Source organism: Actinomycetospora chibensis (assembly GCF_028737215.1).
Taxonomy (GTDB): Bacteria; Actinomycetota; Actinomycetes; order Mycobacteriales; family Pseudonocardiaceae; genus Actinomycetospora; species Actinomycetospora chibensis.
In genome coordinates this window covers 129,253-148,096 of record NZ_JAQZAM010000008.1, presented here as the reverse complement: position 1 = coordinate 148,096, position 18,844 = coordinate 129,253, and the positions used below count along the sequence as shown (strand labels likewise).

Below are 18,844 nucleotides of genomic sequence, written 5' to 3'. Positions count from 1 at the left end.
CTGCCCGCGGGTCACGGTCCGTACGCCTCGCACACGTAGGCCTCCGGCCCCGTCTCGAGGCGGGCCAGGACGACGGTGGCCTCCCGCGGGCCGGCGAGCTTGAGACGGGGCCGCAGGGCGTTCGGGTCGACGTCGAGCCCGCGCACGAGGATCTCGACGCGGCCCACCTCGCGCCGTCGCAGGGTCGTGCGCAGGGTCTTCTCGCTGTAGCGACCGTGCTCGAGCACCCGGAACGCCCGGACGCCCGCCGGCGGGGCGTCGCCGGTGAGGTAGGCGAGGTGCTCGTCGACCCGCCACAGCCCGTGGCGCGCACCGTACTGGCGCACCAGGCCGGCGCGGACGACGGCGCCGTCGGGGTCGACGATCCACTCGCCCGCCGGGCCCACCGGGCAGTCGTCCTCCTCGGCGTCGGTGACCTGCCAGCCCGGGCCGCGGGTCGACAGCACGGTCGCGCGCCGGCGGGTCGTCGCGAGCCCCCGGGACCACAGAGCCGCCTCGCGGACCCGGCCGTCGAGGCTGACCAGCTCGACCTCGGCCGCCCAGGGCACGAGCGCCGGATCGAGGCCGGGCGCGGTGGAGACGACGAGATCGTGGGTGTCAGCGAAGTGCCGTCGCAGACGTCGAGTGTCCGTATCGGTACTTCGATCACCGACGGCAGCGAGCTCATCGAGCGGCGGGACGAAGTCGGCGGGGCGCCAGGTGCGCCGGCCGGAGGCCGTGCGGCGCGCGGGGTCGGCGACGAGCACCGTGCCCCGGGTGACCGGGGCGAGGGCGTCGGCGCGCACCAGGGGCACGCCGGGCACGTTGACCCGCGCCATCGCCAGGCGCACCGGGTCGAGGTCGGAGCCCACCAGCCGCGAGGCCGTGTGCCGCAGGGCGTCCAGCTCGGCGCCCACCGAGCAGGTCACGTCGTGCACGTCGCGGCCCGCCAGCCGGGACGCCCGGTGCGCGGCGACCGGCGCCGCGGTCGCCTGCTCGGCGGCGTCGGCGGTCAGCAACCAGCCCTCGGGGACACGCCCGCGGACGCGCGCCTGCAGCAGTGCGGTCTCGAGCACGGGTGCGGCCCGGTCGCCGAGACGCTCGCGCAGCACCGTGACCGCCCGCAGACGGTCGTCGCCGACCAGCTCCGACGCCCGGAGAACGGCCTCACGCCCCGCCGACGACGCCAGGTACGCGACGTCGTCGAGGGTGAAGGCGTAGACCACTACACCCGGACGGGATCGGGCGGTCGCACCCCGGTGACCAGCGCGTTGTAGAACAGCGAGCGGGGCACGACCTTCGACAGCAGGTGCTCGTCGACCCACGACAGCCGCTGCCAGGTGCGGTAGGCGAACATCGCCCACCGCATGCCCAGCTTCTCGGGCGGCACCGCGGCCTCGAACGTGCGGACCGGCCAGCCGAACACCGCCGCCGAGAGCTCCTCGGTGACCACCCGGACGTCGACCGCACCCGCGGCGTGGGCGTAGCGCTCGAGGCGGTCGGGGTCGAAGACGTGCTGGTCGACCACCGACTCGAGCGCCGCCGCCCGCGACGACTCGTCGAGCTCGGACTGCGGCTTGAGCCACGAGGACGGGGCGAGGCGCGTCGTCGCCCACCACGTCGCCTGGCCGAGCTTGCGGGCGTAGAGGTCGCCGAGCCGCGTCGGCTCGCCCGCGAAGACGAACCGCCCGCCCGGCCGCAGCACCCGCAGGATCTCGCGGAACGCCGTGTCGAGGTCGGGGATGTGGTGCAGCACCGCGTGCCCGACGACGAGGTCGACGGACGCGTCGGGCACCGGGATCGTCTCGGCGTCGGCCACGCGGCCCTCGACATCCAGGCCCAGCGCCGACGCGTTGCGCGTCGCCACCTCGACCATCCCCGGCGAGAGGTCCGTGACCGTCCCCCGGCGCGCGATCCCGCCCTGCATCAGGTTGAGCAGGAAGAACCCGGTGCCGCAGCCCAGCTCGAGCGCGTGCTCGTACGTCTGGGAGCCAGGGACCACAGCCCTGAAGCGGTCCACCGCGAACGTCGTGCAGCGCTCGTCGAACGAGATCGACCACTTCTCGTCGTACGAGACCGACTCCCAGTCGTGGTACAGGACGTTGGCGAGCTTCGGGTCGTCGCGTGCGGCGTCGACCTCGGCCTGCGTCGGGTGGGAGACGCTCATCGGCCCAGGAACTGGGCCTTGCCGGGCCCGTTCTCGGCGAACGACCGCATGCCGATCGTCTGGTCCTCGGTGCCGAACAGCGCCGCGAACATCTCGCTCTCGAGGTTCAGGCCGGTGCGCAGGTCGGTGTCGAGCCCGCGGTCGATGGCGGCCTTGGCGGCCGCGATCGCGCGCGTCGGGCCGTTGACGAACTGCGAGGCCCACGCGTGGGCGCGGGTGTAGACGTCGTCGGGGGCGACGACCTCGTCGACCATCCCGAGGGCCAGCGCCTCCTCGGCCTTGTACATCCGGCCGGTGAAGATCACGTCCTTGGCCTTCGACGGGCCGATGAGCCGCGCGAGGCGCTGCGTCCCGCCGCCGCCGGGGATGATCCCGAGCAGGATCTCGGGCTGGCCGACCTTGGCGTTGTCGCCGGCGATCCGGCGGTCGCAGGAGAGCGCCAGCTCGAAGCCGCCGCCGAGGGCGTAGCCGGTGATCGCGGCGACGACCGGCTTGGGGATCGTCGAGACCGCGCCGAACCCGAACGACAGCTCGTGGGCGCGCTCGGCCATCTCGGAGTAGGTGAGGTCGGCCATCTCCTTGACGTCCGCCCCGGCGGCCAGCACCTTCTCGCCGCCGTAGACCACGACCGCCCGGACGTCGGTGCGTCCCGCCGCCTCGGCCGAGATCTCGGCGAGCTCCAGGTTCAGCTGCCGGTTCACCGCGTTCATCGGGGGGCGGTCCAGGCGGATGGTGCCCACCCCGCCCTCGACCTCGAGCCGCACGAACTCCGTCACCGGTGAGCCTCCTCGATCTTCTGCGCCGACGATCTAATCCGGACCGGCCGCGACCCTATCTGCGGATCGCGGTGAAGCGACCGCGGCGGCTCGCGAGCTCGAGCGGCTGGCCGAAGGTGGCCGACAGGTTCTCCGACGTCATCACGTCGTCGAGCAGGCCCTGGGCGACCACCCGGCCGTCGCGCAGGAGCAGCGCATGGCTGCAGCCGGGCGGGATCTCCTCGACGTGGTGGGTGACCATGACCGTCGCCGGGCCCTCGGGGTCCGCGGCCAGCCGCGTGAGACGTGCCACCAGGTCCTCGCGGCCGCCGAGGTCGAGGCCCGCGGCGGGCTCGTCGAGCAGCAGGAGCTCGGGGTCGGTCATGAGCGCGCGGGCCAGGAGCACGCGCTGGCGCTCGCCGGTCGAGAACGTCCCGTACGCCCGTCCGGACAGCGCGGCCGCGCCCATGACGTCGAGCAGGCCCGCGGCGCGCGCGTCGTCCTCGGGGTCGTACTGCTCACGCCAGCTGCCCAGGACGCCGTAGCCGGCGCTGCGGACGATGTCGTGGGCGGTCTCGTCGGCCGGGATGCGGCCGGCGAGGCTCGCGCTGGCGAGCCCGATCCGCGGCCGCAGCTCGAAGACGTCGACACGCCCGAGCCGCTCCCCGAGCAGCTCGACGGTGCCCGTCGTCGGGTGCATCTCGGCCGCCGCGAGCCGCAGGAGCGTCGTCTTGCCGGCCCCGTTGGGTCCCAGCACCACCCAGCGCTCGTCGAGCTCGACGGTCCAGTCGAGGTCGGCCAGCAGGTCGTTGCCGCTGCGCCGTACGCCCACGCCGGTCATGCGGATCACGGTGTCCGGATCGGGCACGTGCTCGGTCACTCGCTGGGTCACCCCGTGGATTCGCGCCGGTGTCCACCTCGGTCGCGGACCATCCTGTCGGATCACACTCCGCTTCGGGCGACGGCCCGCCCGCGATCGGGCACGATCCCCTCCGATGTCCACCACCCCGATCGACGCCGGCGCCCATCTCGACGGCGACGTGCTGCGTGCCTGCGTCCCCGCCGGGCCCAGCGTCGAGGCGGTGGAGCTCTGCCTCCCCGGCCCGGGCGGCGAGCGGCGCATCGAGCTGGGCCGTTCCGGCGACGGCTGGTGGCGCGGCACCGCGGACGGCGTCACCGCGGGCGACCCCTACGGCCTGCGCGTCCACGGCCCGTGGGAGCCGGGGCGCGGGGTGCGCACGAACCCCGCGAAGCTCCTCGTCGACCCCTGGACGCGTCGCGTCGAGGGCTCGATCACCTCCCTGGCGGCCGCGCGCGCCTTCGAGGGCACCGACCCGTTCTCCGCCCGCCCCGACGACCACGACTCGGCGGGCTCGGTGCCGTCCGGGGTCGTCACCGCGCCGCTGGGGCCGGTCGCGGGCGCGCGGCCGGAGGTGCCGTGGCCGGACACAGTGATCTACGAGACCCACGTCCGCGACCTCACGATGCGCCACCCGGCCGTCCCCGAGCACCTCCGCGGCACCTACGCCGGACTCGCCCACCCGGCGGTCATCGACCACCTCGTCCGGCTCGGGGTGACGACGCTCGAGCTGCTGCCGGTGTTCGCCCACGCCGACGAGCCGGGGCTGCTCTCCCGCGGGCGCACCAACCACTGGGGCTACTCGACGCTCGCCTACCTCGCCCCGCAGCCGCGCTACGCGTCGACGCCCGGCCGCGAGATCGAGGAGTTCCGGGCGATGGTCGCGACCCTGCACGCCGCGGGCCTCGAGGTCGTGCTCGACGTCGTGTTCAACCACACCTGCGAGGGCGGCGCCGACGGCCCGTCGCTGTCGTGGCGTGGCCTGGACGCCGCCGGCTGGTACGCCCTCGACGCGCGGGGCCGCGACATCGACCTCACCGGCTGCGGCAACACCCTCGACGCCGCCTCGCCGCTGGTCCGGAGCCTGGTCGTCGACTCCCTGCGCCACTGGGTGACGACGATGGGCGTGGACGGCTTCCGCTTCGACCTCGCGTCGACCCTGGGACGTCCCCGCGGCGGCGGCTTCGAGCCGGCCGCGCCGCTGCTCACCGACATCACCTCGGACCCGGTGCTCTCGGCCGTCAAGCTGATCGCCGAGCCCTGGGACGCCACCGGCGAGGGCTACCAGGTCGGCGGCTTCGGGCCCGCGTGGGCGGAGTGGAACGGGCGGTTCCGCGACGACGTGCGCGACTTCTGGCGGGGTCACGGACCGCTCTCGGGAGTCGTCACCCGCCTCGCCGGCTCCTCCGACCTCTACTGGCCCGCCCGCACCCCTGCCGCCTCGGTCAACTTCGTCACCGCGCACGACGGCTTCACCCTGGCCGACCTCGTGTCCTACGAGCGCAAGCACAACGAGGCCAACGGCGAGCAGGGTCGCGACGGCACCGACGACAACCGCAGCGCCAACCACGGCGTCGAGGGGCCGACGTCCGACCCCGCGATCCTGGCGCTGCGGGCCCGGCAGGCGCGCAACCTGCTCACCACGCTGCTGCTCTCGGCGGGCACCCCGATGCTCCTGGGTGGCGACGAGCTCGGCCACACCCAGCACGGCAACAACAACGCCTACTGCGCCGACGACGAGACGTCCTGGCGCGCGTGGGACTCCCCGGAGCTGGTCGACTTCATCGCCCGCGCGCTGTCCCTGCGGCGCGCCACCCCGGCGCTGCGGCGCACCGACTTCTTCTACGGCCGCGAGGACACCGACCCCGACGACGCCACCCCGGACATCGCCTGGCTGCACCCCGACGGCCGCGAGCTCGTCGAGCCCGACTTCCACGCCCACGGCCGGACGCTCGTGGTCCGCGTCGACGCGACGCCCTCGCTGCTGCTCGTGCTCCACGCCGGCGATGCCCCGGTCGACGTCCTCCTGCCCGGCGCCTTCGGCGACGCCGCCTGGACCCCGGTGCTCGACGCCGGCACGCCCGGCGGTGCCCCGCCCGCGACCGACCCCCTGCCCGCCGGCGAGCTCCTCGCCGTCCCGGCCCACACGGCCCTGGTGCTGCGGGCGGTGCCGGCGAGCTGACTCTGGTGGCGGAACCCGCGCTGAGCGCGGGTCTCGTCACCGAAGTCGCGTCACCCCTGCGCCGGCAGCACGACCCGGCCCAGCTCCGCGGGGGCGGCGAGGAGGTCGTGGCGGGGCAGCACGCGCACGGTGTAGCCCAAGACGCCGGCGTGGGGCAGGGCGACGACCGCCTCGAAGCGGTGGGAGCCGTCGTGGCCCGGGCCGATCGAGGTCATCGGCTGGACGGTCGCCTCCGAGAGCTCGTCGGCGTCGTCGGCACGGCCCACGACGGCCTGGACGAGCACCTCGGAGGGGTCGAGGCCCCCGAGGACGACCTCCGCGCGCACGGTCATCGGCGCCCCGAGCACCGGGGTGTCCGCGCCGCCCGAGGCGTCGACCTCGGCGACGGACACGGACGCCCAGGCGGCGTCGAGGCGCGCGCGGTAGGACGCGAGCTCCTTGGCACCGGCCCACCCGTCGGCCACGACGCGCGCGGCGGACCGGGCGGCGGGGGCGTACCACTGCTCGACGTAGTCGGTGACCATCCGCGTCGCCTGCACCTTCGGCGAGAGCGTCGCGAGGGTGTGGCGCACGAGCGCGGTCCAGCGGTCGGGCACGCCGTCGGCGCCACGGTCGTAGAACAGCGGGGCGACCTGGGTCGAGAGCAGGTCGTAGAGGGCGTTCGCCTCGATGTCGTCGCGGCGGTCGGGGTCGTCGACACCGTCGGCGGTCGGGATCGCCCAGCCGTTGCGGCCGTCGTAGAGCTCGTCCCACCAGCCGTCGCGCACCGACAGATTGAGCCCGCCGTTGAGCGCCGACTTCATCCCCGACGTGCCGCATGCCTCGAGCGGGCGCAGCGGGTTGTTCAGCCAGACGTCGCAGCCCCAGTACAGGTAGCGCGCCATCGACATGTCGTAGTCGGGCAGGAACGCGATCCGGTGGCGCACCCCGTTGTCGTCCGCGAAGTGGACCATCTGCTGGATCAGGGCCTTGCCCGACTCGTCGGCCGGGTGCGACTTGCCCGCGATCACGAGCTGCACGGGACGTTCGGGGTCGAGCAGGATCGACCTGAGCCGCTCGGGGTCGCGCAGCATGAGCGTCAGACGCTTGTAGGTCGGGACGCGGCGCGCGAAGCCGATGGTGAGGACGTCCGGATCGAAGATGCGCTCGGTCCACGCCAGCTCCGGCTCGGACGCCCCGCGCTGCAGCCACGACGCCCGCACCCGCCGGCGGACCTCCTCGACGAGGCGACGGCGCAGCGTCCCGCGCAGCTCCCAGAGCAGCGCGTCGGAGACGCCGAACAGCTCCGGGCTGCCCGAGGTCTCGGCCCCGGCAGTGAGCCCACCGATCTCGCGGGCGGTCCAGGTGGGGCCGTGGACGCCGTTGGTCACCGAGCCGATCGGCACCTCGGGGGCGTCGAACCCGCCCCAGAGGGACTGGAACATCCCGCGCGAGACCTCGCCGTGCAGCTGGGACACACCGTTCGAGCGCTGCGCGAGGCGCAGGCCCATGTGCGCCATGTTGAACATGTCGCCGGCCGGCTCCCGGCCCAGCGCAAGCACCCGCGACGGCTCGATGCCGGGGAGCATGTCGGCGGTGAAGTAGTGCTCGACGAGACCGACCGGGAAGCGGTCGATGCCCGCGGGCACCGGGGTGTGGGTGGTGAAGACGGTGCCGGCGCGGACGGTCGCGAGCGCCTGCTCGAAGTCGAGGCCCGCGTCGGCCACGAGCTCGCGGATCCGCTCGAGGCCGAGGAAGCCCGCGTGGCCCTCGTTGGTGTGGAACACCTCGGGCGCCGGGTGCCCGGTCAGCCCGCAGAACGCGCGGACCGCGCGCACGCCACCGATGCCGACGAGGATCTCCTGGCGGATGCGGTGCTCCGCGTCGCCGCCGTAGAGGCGGTCGGTGATCTGGCGAAGGTCGGGGTCGTTCTCCTCGATGTCCGCGTCGAGCAGCAGCAGCGGCACGCGGCCGACCGACGCGATCCACACCCGCGCGCGCAGCGTCCGGCCGCCGGGCATCGCGACGCCGACCAGGACCTGCTCGCCCGACGAGTCCGCGAGCAGGTGCAGCGGCAGCCCCTGGGGGTCGAGCGCCGGGTACTGCTCCTGCTGCCAGCCGTCGAGCGAGAGCGACTGGCGGAAGTAGCCGGAGCGGTAGAGCAGGCCGACCGCGACCAGCGGCACGCCGAGGTCGCTCGCCGCCTTGAGGTGGTCGCCCGCGAGGATGCCGAGCCCGCCCGAGTAGTTCGGCAGGACCTCGCTGACCCCGAACTCCATCGAGAAGTAGCCGATCGCCGACGGCAGGCCCTCCGAGGCGCGGCCCTGGTACCAGCGCGGCTCGCGGAGGTAGGCGCGCAGGTCCTCGGCGCGCTCCTGCACGCGGCCGACGAACCCGGCGTCCTCGGCCAGCTCGGCCAGGCGCTGGGGACGGACCTCGCCGAGCATCCGGACGGGGTCGCCGCCGCACGAGCGCCAGACCGCCTCGTCGACGCCCGCGAACAGGTCCTGCGTGGGGCCGTGCCACGTCCAGCGCAGGTTCATCGCGAGCTCCTGGAGGGGCGCGAGAGCGGCCGGGAGCTGGGCACGGACGGAGAAGCGACGCAGAGCCTTCACGCGGCCGAAGCCTACGGCTCGACCCGCGACGCGCCGTGCGGCCCCACCTTCCCTGGATCGATCCCATGACTACGCTGCGTGGCGTGAGCGCGTTGGGGAGATGGTGGCGGTCCGGGCGACGTTCCGAGCAGGCGCAGGGCCGGGACGAGGCCCCGCCCGAACCCTCGTCGGAGACGCCCCGCGACCTCACCGGCGAGCAGGCCACCGTCGGGTCCGACGGGGCCGCCAGCCCGCCCTTCCTCGGCGGTTTCGCGACGGACCGGGAGGCCGGCGAGGTCGGGACCGGCCGGACGACCGGCGAGGTCGAGACCGGCCCGCCGTCGGGATCCTGGCGCCGCAGGCGACGGGGCTGGGGGTCGGCCGAGGACGTCGAGGTCGGACCTCCCCCGCCGCCCGACGCCCGTCCGCACGGACCCACCACCGGCCCGTTCCCGGTGCCCGGGCGCACCACCGGCCCACCCTCCGGCGGCATCCCGATGTCCGGCCGCCCGGTCGGTCCCCCGTCGGGAGGACCGTCGCCGGTCGAGCGATCGGAGCGGCCCGCCGAGCGCCCCGTCGTCCCCCCGTTCGGGACGTACGGCCCGACCCGCACGACGTCGGACGACCCGGTGACGCCCGCCAACGGCTTCCACGCGGTCGGCGGCGACATGCCCGGCATGCCGACCGGGGCGGAGACCGGCGGCTCCCCCACCCCGACTCTGCCGCCGTGGCGCCGGCCGGCGACCCCGCCCTGGGGCGTCGCCACCGGACGGCCCGCCACGCGCCCCTCGTCGACGCCCGACCGGCCCTCCGCATCGATTCCGCCGGTTGCGGGTAGCGGGCCAGGCATGACTTCGTCGTCGGACCGCGATCCCGACCAGACGACCGGACGCGTGACCCCGCCGGTCGGGGACCGTTCTGCCCCGGAGCGTCCCGGTACGGACCGGCCCCAGGCGGATCGGCCCCAGGCGGATCGGCCCGGGCCCCCCGCCGCCGACGACGCGTCCTGGTTCATGCCCCGGACGCCCTACGCGCCCGTCGGCTCCGCGGCCCCCACGAACGACGAGCCCGAGACGCCGACCACGAACACCGGGAACGGCCCGCAGGACTCCCCGATCGACGCCCCGGCCCACGACGCGGCCGGCTCCGCCACGGGCTGGCGCACCGCCGCCGGGGGCGCCGCGGGCCTGGGCGTCGCCGGGCTCGCGGCCGGGGCGGCATCGAGGTCCGACGACCGCTCCGAGGAGCCGGCGAGCACCTCCGGGACCACCCCGGAGAGCACCACGTCACTCCGCCCCCGGCCGTGGCCGGACACCTCGGGACTCGGGTCACCCGCGCCGAGCACCCCGGACCCCGTCGACCCGCCGACGACGACCGTGTCCCCGGGACACGGTGCCGACACGACCCCCTCGGACAGCACGCCCGTGGCCGCCGACGAGCCCGTCGAGCGACAGCCGACGACCCCCTCGGCGAGCACCACCGCCCCGGACCCCGTCGACCCGCCGACGTCGACCGTGTCCTCGGGACACGGTCGTCACGTCGTCCCCGACGACGACGACCCCCTCGGCATCGGGCCGCTGCCGGTCGACCCCGTTGACGAGCGTGCCGACGAGGACCCCGCCGACCCCCCCGTCGACCACGCCCCCGACCGCCCGCGCGACGAGATCCCGGCCGCGGACAGCGCGGCGCCCGCCGACACCGACCTCCGCGGCGGCGACGCCCCCGGCGACCTGACCGTGACCGACCCCGACGGCGCGGACGTCCCCGCCGAGGAGCCGGCCGGCGCCCCCGCGACGGACGCCGCCGCGGTCTCGCCCACGGCCACCGCGCCCGCCACCGGCCCGGACACGACCAGCACCGACACGACCAGCACCGACACGACGGACGCCAGCACCCCCACCCCGGCACCGGCGCCCCGTGCCGGCATCCCCGCCGACGCGATCGACCGGCACGCCCTGCCGCAGGGACGGCTCGGGATCGACGAGGTCACCCCCGAGGTCTCCGGCGGGCGGTTCCCGTCGAAGGCCGTGGTCGGCGAGGTCGTCCCGGTCGAGGCGACGGTCTGGCGCGAGGGTCACGACGCCGTCGCGGCGACCGTGGTCTGGCAGCGCTGCGGCGCGCAGAGCCACGGGCAGAACCCCGACGCCACGATCCCCTGCGGCGACGAGGCCCCGCGGAGCACGCGCATGGTGCCGACGGGCGCCCTGACCGACCGGTTCGCCGGCCAGGTGGTCCCCGACGCCGAGGGCCTGTGGAGCTTCCGCGTCGACGCGTGGAGCGACCCGTGGGCGACCTGGCGCCACGCCGTCGACGTCAAGACGCGGGCCGGTCAGGGTGCCGCCGAGCTGTCCAACGACCTCGAGTCCGGTGCCCGCCTGCTCGAGCGGGCGGCCGACGGCATCGAGCAGCGCCTGCGCGAGACCCCCCGCGTCGCCGACGGTGGAGCGGACGACGACCCGGCGAGCGAGCGCACGGGCGGCATCGCGATGCCTCCGGTGCTCGACCTCGCCCGCACACTGACCAAGGCCGCCGCGGAACTGCGCGACACCGACCTCGAGCTGCCCCAGCGCGTCGGGCTCGCGCTGTCGGTGCCCGTGCACCGCACCATGACCGAGTACCCGGTGCGGGAGCTCGTGACCGAGGGCGAGACCCACCACGTCCAGGTCGAGCGCTCGCTCGCCCTGGCCGGCGCCTGGTACGAGTTCTTCCCGCGCTCCACCGGCGGCTGGGACGCCGAGGGCCGGCCGGTGCACGGCACGTTCGCCACCGCCACCCGCGAGCTGGACCGCGCGGCCGCGATGGGCTTCGACATCGCCTACCTGCCGCCGATCCACCCGGTCGGCACGGTCAACCGCAAGGGGCCGAACAACACCCTGACCCCGGGGCCCGAGGACGTCGGCTCCCCGTGGGCCATCGGCTCGGCCGCCGGCGGTCACGACGCGATCGACCCCGACCTCGGCACGATCGAGGACTTCGACGCCTTCGTGGCGCACGCGAACGAGCTGGGCCTCGAGGTGGCCCTGGACCTGGCGTTGCAGTGCGCGCCGGACCACCCCTGGGCCACCGAGCACCCGGAGTGGTTCACGATCCGCCCCGACGGGACGATCGCCTACGCCGAGAACCCGCCGAAGAAGTACCAGGACATCTACCCGGTCAACTTCGACACCGACCCCGAGGGCATCTACGCCGAGGTCCTGCGGATCGTCCTGTACTGGATGGAGCACGGCATCCGCGTGTTCCGGGTGGACAACCCGCACACGAAGCCGCCGAACTTCTGGAACTGGCTGATCGCCGAGGTCCACCGCCGGGACCCGGGCGTCATCTTCCTGGCCGAGGCGTTCACCCGTCCCGCGCGGCTGTTCGGGCTGGCCAAGGCCGGCTTCAGCCAGAGCTACACGTACTTCACGTGGCGCACGGGCCGCGACGAGCTGCGCGAGTTCTTCGAGCTGCACCGCGACCGGCTCGACGAGTGCCGACCGAACTGCTTCGTCAACACCCCGGACATCCTCCACGAGTCGCTGCAGGTCGGCGGCCCGGGCATGTTCGCGATCCGGGCGGCGCTGGCGGCCACGCTGAGCCCGAGCTGGGGCGTCTACGCGGGCTTCGAGCTCTTCGAGCACCAGCCGGTGCGCCCGGGCAGCGAGGAGTACCTGGACTCGGAGAAGTACCAGCTGCGCCCCCGCGACTTCGCCGGCGCGCTGGCCGAGGGCCGCAGCCTCGAGCCGTGGATCACGCGCCTGAACCAGCTGCGCCGCGACCACCCCGCGCTACGCCAGCTGCGCACGGTGCGGTTCCACGACACCGACAACGAGGCGCTGCTCGCCTACTCGAAGACCGACCCGCTCACCGGGGACACCGTGCTGTGCGTCGTGACGCTCAACCCGTTCGGCATCGAGGAGGGCAACCTGCACCTCGACATGTCGGCCCTGGGCCTCGAGCGCCACGACCGGTTCGGCGCGTACGACGAGGTCAGCGGGCAGACGTTCGAGTGGGGCGAGACGAACTACGTGCGCCTCGAGCCGTGGCGCGACGTCGCGCACGTCATCTCGGTGCTCCGCCGATAGACGAGCCGATGGACGAGCCGATGGACGAGCCGATGGACGAGCCGATGGACGAGCCGGTGGACGAGCCGATCGCCCCCCCACCCTGTGCGCCCGCTGAGAACCGGGCGCATCGGGCACGATCCTCCGACGTCGGGCGTTTAACCGGACGAGAGCCCTGGGAGGTCCCCGGGTAGGAGGTCAGAAGTGCGCGTACTCGTCGCCCTGGCGGTCGGTCTGGCCGTCGAGATCGCCGTCCTCGTCCTGGTCGGACAGGCCATCGGGTTCTGGGGGCTGCTCGGGGTCCTGGTGCTGTCGGCCGTCATCGGAGCCTGGGCGCTGCGTCACGAGGGCCGGCGCTCGCTGGTCGAGCTCGGCCGCGCCGCACGCTCCGGGCGGCCCGCCGAGGCCGAGGTCGCCGACGGCATGTACGTGGCGCTCGCGGGCGTGCTGCTGGTCGTGCCCGGCCTGCTCTCCACCCTCGCCGCGCTCGTCCTGCTGGTCCCGCCGGTGCGCCGGGCGCTCGCGCGCCGCGCCGCCGCCCGCGCGGTGCGGGCCGGCAGCGCGCGGATGGGCCCGACGGTCACCGTCGTCGGCGTCGGCGGCCCGGCCGGTGCGGGGGCGCCGACCTGGGGAGCGGGGCCGGACCCGGCGGGCACGCGCTCGTTCCGCGGCACGGTCATCGAGGCCCGACCCGCCGACGACCCCGACTCCTGACGGTCGTCGCGCCGCCGTCCGCCCGGTGCCGCGCCCTCCCAGTGCGGAACACGGCCGCGCGGGACCACTAGCGTGACGCCTGATGAACGAGGGAGTCAGCACCGAGGCGGGCACGGTGGCGCACGAGGACCCGGGCGTCCACGTCCGGGACCACACGGAGGACAAGGGCGCCCACGCCCTCGAGGAACCGAGCGCCGCGGCGTTCCGCCACGCGCGCACGTTGCCCGTCGACGAGGACTGGTACAAGCGCGCCGTCTTCTACGAGGTGCTGGTCCGGGCCTTCGCCGACTCCAACCGCGACGGGTTCGGCGACCTGCGCGGGCTGATCGACAAGCTCGACTACCTGGCCTGGCTCGGCGTCGACTGCCTGTGGCTGCCGCCGTTCTACGACTCGCCGCTGCGTGACGGCGGCTACGACATCCGCGACTTCCGCAAGGTGCTCGGCGAGTTCGGCACCGTCGAGGACTTCGTCGAGCTCCTCGACCAGGCGCACGCGCGGGGCATCCGCGTCATCACCGACCTCGTCATGAACCACACCTCGGACCAGCACCACTGGTTCCAGGAGTCCCGCCGCGACCCCGAGGGGCCCTACGGCGACTTCTACGTCTGGTCGGACGACGACACGCGCTGGTCCGAGGCCCGGATCATCTTCGTCGACACCGAGGCGTCGAACTGGACCTACGACTCCCGGCGCGGGCAGTTCTACTGGCACCGGTTCTTCTCCCACCAGCCCGACCTGAACTTCGACAACCCCGCGGTGTGCGAGGCGATGCTCGACACGCTGCGGTTCTGGCTGGACCTCGGGATCGACGGGTTCCGGCTCGACGCGGTGCCCTACCTCTTCGAGCGCGACGGCACCAACGGCGAGAACCTCCCCGAGACGCACGCGTTCCTGAAGCGGGTGCGCAAGGTGGTCGACGACGAGTACCCGGGCCGGGTCCTGCTGGCCGAGGCCAACCAGTGGCCGTCGGACGTCGTCGAGTACTTCGGCGACGCCGAGATCGGCGGCGACGAGTGCCACATGGCGTTCCACTTCCCGCTGATGCCGCGCATCTTCATGGCGGTGCGGCGGGAGTCGCGCTTCCCGATCTCGGAGATCCTGGCGCAGACGCCGGCGATCCCGTCGAACGCGCAGTGGGGCATCTTCCTGCGCAACCACGACGAGCTGACGCTCGAGATGGTCACCGACGACGAGCGCGACTACATGTACGCGGAGTACGCCAAGGACCCGCGCATGAAGGCCAACATCGGCATCCGCCGGCGCCTGGCCCCGCTGCTCGACAACGACCGCAACCAGCTCGAGCTCTTCACCGCCCTGCTCCTGAGTCTGCCCGGCAGCCCCGTCCTCTACTACGGCGACGAGATCGGGATGGGCGACAACATCTGGCTCGGCGACCGCGACGGGGTCCGCAGCCCGATGCAGTGGACGCCGGACCGCAACGCCGGCTTCTCCCGGTGCGACCCGGGCCGGCTCAACCTGCCGGTGATCATGGATCCGGTCTACGGCTACCAGGCGGTGAACGTCGAGGCGCAGTCCAACTCGACCGCGAGCCTCCTGCACTGGAACCGCCGCATGATCGACATCCGCAAGCAGCACCCGGCGTTCGCCCTCGGCTCGTTCCACGAGCTCGGCGGCACGAACCCGAGCGTCCTCGCCTACCTGCGTGAGTACACCGACGCAGAGGGCACCCGGGACGTCGTGCTGTGTGTGAACAACATGTCGCGCTTCCCGCAACCGGTGGAGCTCGACCTCATCGCCTGGAAGGGCATGGTCCCCACGGAACTCACCGGCGGGGTGCCCTTCCCGCCGATCGGTGAGCTCTCCTACCTGTTGACGCTGCCCGGCCACGGCTTCTACTGGTTCGCGATCCACCCGGCCGAGGAGCGCTGATGTCCGCACTGACGCCCGACGGGTCCCCCGACCCGCTCGCCGGACTCCACGACGCCCTCATCGCCTGGCTGCCCACGCAGCGCTGGTTCCCCGCGAAGGGCCGCCAGGTCGCCGGCGTGCGCACGGCCTCCCACTCCGTGATCTCCCGGCCCGGTGAGACGCCGACCGTGGAGCACGCGGTGATCACCGTGTCGTTCGCCGACGGGGCCGCCGAGGAGCGCTACCAGCTGGTCCTCGGGTCGCAGCGCCAGCCGCCCGGCGACCTCGAGCACGCCGTCATCGGCCGGCGCCCGACCGACCACGGCGACGACGTGGTCTACGACGGGCTCGCCGACGGGCGGATCAGCCGGCTGTTCCTCGCGCTCATCACGGAGAACGCGACGCGCGAGCCGCTGCGCTTCGTCGCCGAGCCCGACACCGAGCCGGTGATCGTGGGACCGGGGCGTCCGCTGCAGGGTGAGCAGTCGAACAGCTCGGTGATCTACGGCGAGCGCGCCATCCTCAAGCTCTTCCGCCGCGCCACGACCGGGCTCAACCCGGACCTCGAGCTGCACCGGGCCCTGCGGCGCGAGGGCAGCGCCGAGGTGGCGCCCCTGCTCGGGGCGGTCGAGGGCTCGATGGACGGCGAGCCCATGACCGTGGCGATGCTCCAGGAGTACGCGGCCAACTCGGCCGACGGCTGGTCGATGGCCCTGGCCAGCGTCCGCGACCTGCTCGCCGAGGCCGACCTGCGCGCCGACGAGGTCGGCGGCGACTTCGCCGGCGAGGCCCACCGCATCGGCAAGACCGTGGGGGCGGTGCACCGCGAGCTCGCTGCGGCGCTCGGCACCCGCCCGCTCGACGCCGAGGTGGCCACCGAGATCGAGGCCTGGATGCTCGAGCGGCTCGACCGCGCCGCGTCCGCCGTCGAGGGTGTCGCCGAGCAGCGCGACGCCATCGCCGCCGTGTTCCACGGGGTGAGCGACGCGGGTCCCACGACGATCCAGCGCATCCACGGCGACCTGCACCTCGGCCAGGAGCTGCGCACGCCCACCGGATGGCTCGTCATCGACTTCGAGGGCGAGCCGTCGAAGTCGCTGGCCGACCGGGTGCGCCCCGACTCCCCGCTGCGCGACGTCGCCGCGATGCTGCGCTCGTTCGACTATGCGGCGTTCCACCAGCTCTCCGAGCGGGAACAGGCCACCGACGACCCCGATCCGCAGCTGGAGCGCCGCGCGCAGGAGTGGGCCGACCGCAACCGGTCGGCGTTCTGCGACGGCTACGCCGAGGTCGCGGGGACCGATCCCCGGGACACGCCCGAGCTGCTGCGGGCCTACGAGCTGGACAAGGCGGTGTACGAGGTGCTGTACGAGACCCGGAACCGGCCGGGATGGGTGTCGATCCCGCTGCGGTCGATGCGCCGGCTGCTCACACCCGCGGGGCGGAGCGAGCGATGACCCGGTCCCGTCCGCTGACCCCCGCGCCCTCGGACCTCGACGTCCACCTGCTCATGGAGGGCTCGCACCGCGACCCCCACTCGGTGCTCGGGCCGCACCGTGACCCCGAGTCGCCGGGCACCGTGATCGTCCGTGCCCTGCGCCCCGGCGCCGACGCCGTCGACGTCGTGATCGACGACGGTCCGACCGCCGGGCGCTACCCGCTCGCCGCGGTGCACGCGGCCGGCGTGTTCGCCGCCGGCGTGCCCGGGCCGCTGCCGCGCTACCGCCTCGCGACCCGGCGCACGGACGAGACCACCGGCGAGACCGTCGAGACGGTCGCGGACGACCCGTACCGGTTCTCCCCGGTGCTCGGGCCCGTCGACCTGCACCTCATCGGCGAGGGGCGCCACGAGCGGCTCTGGGACGCGCTCGGGGCGCACTTCCGCCGGTGGCCCACGCCCGCGGGCCCCGTCGAGGGCACGTCGTTCGCGGTGTGGGCGCCCCACGCCCGCGGCGTGCGGGTGTGCGGCGACTGGGACGGCTGGGACGGCACGGCGACGCCGATGCGCGCGCTCGGCTCCGGCGTCTGGGAGCTGTTCGTCCCGGGCATCGGCGACGGCGCCCGCTACGGCTTCCGCATCCTCACCCCGGACGGCAACTGGCTCGACAAGGCCGACCCGATGGCCTACGCCGCCGACCTGCCGCCCACGCCGGCGTCGGTGGTCACCACGTCGACGCACGAGTGGACCGACCAGGCGTGGATGACCGCGCGGGACGCCTCGACCCCGCACAGCGAGCCGATGAGCATCTACGAGCTGCACCCGGGCTCCTGGCGCCAGGGGCTGGGCTACCGCGAGCTCGCCGAGGAGCTCGCCGAGTACCTCACCGAGACCGGCTTCACCCACGTCGAGCTGCTGCCCGTCGCCGAGCATCCGTTCGGCGGCTCGTGGGGATACCAGGTCAGCTCGTACTACGCGCCGACCTCGCGCTTCGGCACCCCGGACGACTTCCGGTACTTCGTCGACCGCCTGCACCGCGCGGGCATCGGCGTGATCGTCGACTGGGTGCCCGCCCACTTCCCCAAGGACGAGTGGGCGCTGGCGCGCTTCGACGGCACGCCCTGCTACGAGCACGGCGACCCGCGCCGCGGCGAGCAGCTCGACTGGGGCACGCTCGTGTTCGACTTCGGGCGCTCCCAGGTGCGGAACTTCCTGGTCGCGAACGCCCTGTACTGGCTCGACGAGTTCCACGTCGACGGCCTGCGCGTCGACGCCGTCGCCTCGATGCTCTACCTGGACTACTCACGCACCGAGTGGACCCCCAACCGCTACGGCGGTCGCGAGAACCTCGAGGCGGTGTCGTTCCTCCAGGAGGTCAACGCCACCGTCTACAAGCACCACCCGAGCGTCGTGACGATCGCCGAGGAGTCGACGGCGTGGCCGGGTGTCACGCGCCCGACCCACCTCGGCGGGCTCGGCTTCGGCTTCAAGTGGAACATGGGCTGGATGCACGACACGCTCGACTACGTCGGGCGCGACCCCGTGCACCGCGGCTTCCACCACAACCAGATGACGTTCTCGATGACGTACGCCTACAGCGAGAACTACGTGCTGCCGCTGTCGCACGACGAGGTCGTGCACGGCAAGGGCTCGCTGTGGACGCGCCAGCCCGGTGACGACGACCGCAAGGCCGCGGGTGTGCGCGCGCTGTTCGGCTACATGTGGGCGCACCCGGGCAAGCAGCTGGTGTTCATGGGCGGCGAGTTCGGCCAGGTCCGCGAGTGGTCCGAGGAGCGCTCGCTGGACTGGGAGCTGCTCGACGACCCCCGTCACGGGGGCCTGCGACGGCTGGTGGGCGACCTCAACGCCGCCTACCGGTCGCTGCCGGCGATGTACCAGCTCGACTCCGACCCCGCGGGCTTCTCGTGGATCGACGCCAACGACGCCACGGGCAACGTGCTGTCGTTCCTGCGCCACGACCGCGAGGGCAACGCGGTGGCGTGCCTGGTCAACTTCGCCGGCGTCGACCACCCGAACTACCGGGTGGGCCTGCCGCACGCGGGTCGCTGGCGAGAGGTCGTCAACACCGACGCCGACGTCTACGGCGGGCGCGGGGTCGGCAACTACGGGGCGGTCATCGCCTCGTCGAGCCCGTGGCACGGACGTCCGGCGTCCGCGGAGGTCACGCTCCCGGCGTCCGCGGTGATCTGGCTGGCCCTCGACCGCAGTTCCCCGGGCCTCTGACCCGGATCCGCCCGCGCGGC

General features: G+C 74.0%; 11 protein-coding genes. 6 read left to right on the top strand and 5 right to left on the bottom strand.

Features of this window, described 5'->3' with window-relative positions; genetic code table 11:
* Positions 1-11: 11 nt before the first annotated feature.
* The 4 genes from PH189_RS14190 to PH189_RS14175 are packed head-to-tail and all read right to left on the bottom strand — an operon-like array spanning position 12 to position 3,742.
* The gene (locus tag PH189_RS14190) at positions 12-1,205 is read right to left on the bottom strand and encodes a THUMP-like domain-containing protein (protein WP_274189448.1); all 1,194 of its coding nucleotides are present in this window, start codon (positions 1,203-1,205) and stop codon (positions 12-14) included.
* Positions 1,205-2,146 (bottom strand): class I SAM-dependent methyltransferase, encoded by a 942-nt coding sequence (locus PH189_RS14185; RefSeq protein ID WP_274189447.1) that lies wholly within the window; start codon positions 2,144-2,146, stop codon positions 1,205-1,207. Before PH189_RS14185 ends, PH189_RS14190 begins: the two co-directional genes overlap by 1 nt.
* Positions 2,143-2,922 carry an enoyl-CoA hydratase/isomerase family protein gene (locus PH189_RS14180; RefSeq protein ID WP_274189446.1) on the bottom strand — a complete coding sequence of 260 codons (780 nt, stop codon included), beginning with the start codon at positions 2,920-2,922 and terminating at the stop codon, positions 2,143-2,145. The genes PH189_RS14185 and PH189_RS14180 overlap by 4 nt, the downstream gene beginning before the upstream one ends.
* A gap of 55 nt (positions 2,923-2,977) precedes the next feature.
* Entirely contained in the window at positions 2,978-3,742 is a 765-nt protein-coding gene (locus tag PH189_RS14175) for an ABC transporter ATP-binding protein (RefSeq protein ID WP_274189585.1), read from the bottom strand.
* A gap of 154 nt (positions 3,743-3,896) precedes the next feature.
* On the opposite strand from PH189_RS14175, the gene glgX reads away from it, so the two are divergent.
* Complete coding sequence (glgX, locus tag PH189_RS14170; RefSeq protein WP_274189445.1) at positions 3,897-5,942, top strand: glycogen debranching protein GlgX; 2,046 nt, start codon at positions 3,897-3,899, stop codon at positions 5,940-5,942.
* Positions 5,943-5,992: 50 nt separating this feature from the next.
* Here glgX and glgP read toward each other — a convergent pair whose 3' ends face one another.
* Positions 5,993-8,536, bottom strand: coding sequence for an alpha-glucan family phosphorylase (gene glgP / locus PH189_RS14165; RefSeq protein WP_274189444.1), 2,544 nt, complete (start codon positions 8,534-8,536; stop codon positions 5,993-5,995).
* A gap of 1,934 nt (positions 8,537-10,470) precedes the next feature.
* On the opposite strand from glgP, the gene PH189_RS14160 reads away from it, so the two are divergent.
* The 5 genes from PH189_RS14160 to glgB all read left to right on the top strand — a co-directional run bounded on the left by PH189_RS14160 (position 10,471) and on the right by glgB (position 18,824).
* Complete coding sequence (locus PH189_RS14160) at positions 10,471-12,579, top strand: alpha-1,4-glucan--maltose-1-phosphate maltosyltransferase (protein ID WP_274189584.1); 2,109 nt, start codon at positions 10,471-10,473, stop codon at positions 12,577-12,579.
* A 183-nt stretch (positions 12,580-12,762) separates the two neighbouring features.
* Positions 12,763-13,272: an FxsA family protein gene (locus PH189_RS14155; RefSeq protein ID WP_274189443.1), complete on the top strand. Its 510-nt coding sequence runs from the start codon at positions 12,763-12,765 to the stop codon at positions 13,270-13,272.
* Between the two features lie 82 nt (positions 13,273-13,354).
* Positions 13,355-15,163 carry a maltose alpha-D-glucosyltransferase gene (gene treS / locus PH189_RS14150; RefSeq protein WP_274189442.1) on the top strand — a complete coding sequence of 603 codons (1,809 nt, stop codon included), beginning with the start codon at positions 13,355-13,357 and terminating at the stop codon, positions 15,161-15,163.
* Entirely contained in the window at positions 15,163-16,599 is a 1,437-nt protein-coding gene (locus PH189_RS14145; protein WP_274189441.1) for a maltokinase N-terminal cap-like domain-containing protein, read from the top strand. Before treS ends, PH189_RS14145 begins: the two co-directional genes overlap by 1 nt.
* Positions 16,596-18,824 carry a 1,4-alpha-glucan branching protein GlgB gene (gene glgB, locus PH189_RS14140; RefSeq protein WP_274189440.1) on the top strand — a complete coding sequence of 743 codons (2,229 nt, stop codon included), beginning with the start codon at positions 16,596-16,598 and terminating at the stop codon, positions 18,822-18,824. The genes PH189_RS14145 and glgB overlap by 4 nt, the downstream gene beginning before the upstream one ends.
* Positions 18,825-18,844 lie beyond the last annotated feature (20 nt).

Excerpts from the sequence above, each read along its gene's own strand:
- PH189_RS14185 (WP_274189447.1), bottom strand. The coding sequence starts at position 2,146 with ATGAGCGTCTCCCACCCGACGCAGGCCGAGGTCGACGCCGCACGCGAC.
- PH189_RS14175 (WP_274189585.1), bottom strand. The coding sequence starts at position 3,742 with ATGACCGGCGTGGGCGTACGGCGCAGCGGCAACGACCTGCTGGCCGAC.
- glgX (WP_274189445.1), top strand. The coding sequence starts at position 3,897 with ATGTCCACCACCCCGATCGACGCCGGCGCCCATCTCGACGGCGACGTG.
- treS (WP_274189442.1), top strand. The coding sequence starts at position 13,355 with ATGAACGAGGGAGTCAGCACCGAGGCGGGCACGGTGGCGCACGAGGAC.
- PH189_RS14145 (WP_274189441.1), top strand. The coding sequence starts at position 15,163 with ATGTCCGCACTGACGCCCGACGGGTCCCCCGACCCGCTCGCCGGACTC.
- glgB (WP_274189440.1), top strand. The coding sequence starts at position 16,596 with ATGACCCGGTCCCGTCCGCTGACCCCCGCGCCCTCGGACCTCGACGTC.